The organism is Mesorhizobium sp. P5_C1 (assembly GCF_054049815.1).
The window spans coordinates 1-1,660 of sequence record NZ_JBFULQ010000853.1 but is presented as its reverse complement, the minus strand read 5'-3'; the positions used below and the strand labels follow the sequence as shown (position 1 = coordinate 1,660).

The window sequence follows — 1,660 nt, the reverse complement described above, 5'->3', positions numbered from 1 at the left end:
CGACATCCACCGCACAAGCCGGACGAAGCGGGTTGCCGCGTCCAATCCATATTAGTTAGGAAACTTTACAAACTATCTTTCCAGACGGCAAGAACTATGATTTGATAATCGTCGTAAAAAGCGCATCAAGCGCATTGGGAGATTGCAACATGAGCAGGAGAAGGATTGGCCTGGCCCTCGCGGCCGCGTCTTTCGCATGGGGACTCGCAGCAAGCGTGGCGCATGCTACCGACATCTCGTTCTGGACGTGGCGCCAGGAAGACAAGGCCGCCTACAACGAACTTTTCGCCGATTTCACCAAGGCCAACCCGGACATCCATGTGAAGTTCGAGTCCTTCCCGGACGAGAACTATCCGACGATCGTCTCGACGGCGCTGGCGGCCGGCAAGGGCGGTGACGTCATCCACACCCACGCTTATGGCTGGCTGGAGCAGTTCGTGAAGGCCGGCTATTTCGAGCCGCAGGACATGACCACCGTGCCCTCGCTCGCCAACCAGCCCGCCGATGCACTGGTGGCCGGCACCTACCGCGCCGACAAGAAGGTCTATTCCCTGCCCTTCGCCTCGCAGACGCTCGGTCTGTTCATCAACAAGGATGTCTTCGCCAAGGCCGGGCTGACCCCGCCGACTACATGGGATGAGTTCATCACCGTCAGCAAGGCGCTCAAGGAAAAGGGCATCTATCCCCTGGCCAACGGCATGGGCACAAGCTGGTTCAACGAGATGTTCGTGGCTATCTTCACCAACCCCTTCCTCGGCCAGGACTTTGTCACCGACCTGACTTCGGGCAAGACTACCTTCAAGGACCCGCGCTATGTCGCTGCACTCGGCAAGCTGCTCGAGCTGCGCGACTACATGCCTCCCGGTTTCGAAGGCATAGACTATGAAACCGCGGGCCAGCTGTTCATCAGCGGCAAGGCGGCGATGCTGGCCGGCGGCAGCTTTGATATCGCCACCTACAGGACCCAGAACCCGGCGATCAACATGGACTTCGTTGCCCCACCAATGGCCAAGGCCGGCGACACGCCACAAGTGACCAAATTCTTCGACGGCGGTTATGCCGTCAATGCCAAGTCGGCCAACAAGGAGGCCGCGCTCAAGCTGGTCAACTGGATGGGCACCAAGGAGTTCGGCGACAAGTTCTCGGCCTTGCTCGGCAACATCTCGCCCATCAAAGGCGTCGTCATCAAGGACGAACTGCTCGCCCACGTCGCCAAGTTGAACGAGACGGCCATGCCGCATATCAATGTCGTCTACTTCCGTTTCGAGAAGCCGACGGGATCGGAGCTGCTGCAGGGCGACATCACCAAGATGATGTCGGGTTCGATCACCCCGGACCAGTTGGCCGCCGACCTGACCAACGGGCTCGCCAAGTGGTACAAGCCTTTCCAGGGCAAGTGAAATGAACAACGGCCGGCGCCACACTGCAAAAGCCTTCCCGTGGCGCCGGTCACTCTGGATCGCATCACTGCTGACGCCGGCTCTGGTGGTCATGGTGCTGTTCGTACTCTGGCCCCTGCTGTCGGCCTTCCGCCTTGCCTTCTATGAGTTCAACGGCTTGCAGCCCACCGGCTTCGTCGGCTTCGAGAACTTCCGCAAGGTATTGTTCGAGACGCCGTACAGCGACTGGACCTACAATGCGCTGAAGCACAACATCATCG

Annotated in this window: 1 protein-coding gene and 1 pseudogene; both read left to right on the top strand. The window is 59.3% G+C overall.

Annotated features, from left to right (window positions below; translation table 11 throughout):
- Window positions 1-149 precede the first annotated feature (149 nt).
- Window positions 150-1,400 carry an extracellular solute-binding protein gene (locus ACXJ7R_RS31940; RefSeq protein ID WP_457155289.1) on the top strand — a complete coding sequence of 417 codons (1,251 nt, stop codon included), beginning with the start codon at window positions 150-152 and terminating at the stop codon, window positions 1,398-1,400.
- 1 nt (window position 1,401) lies between these two features.
- Window positions 1,402-1,660: pseudogene (locus tag ACXJ7R_RS31935) on the top strand (carbohydrate ABC transporter permease); the annotation flags it as partial.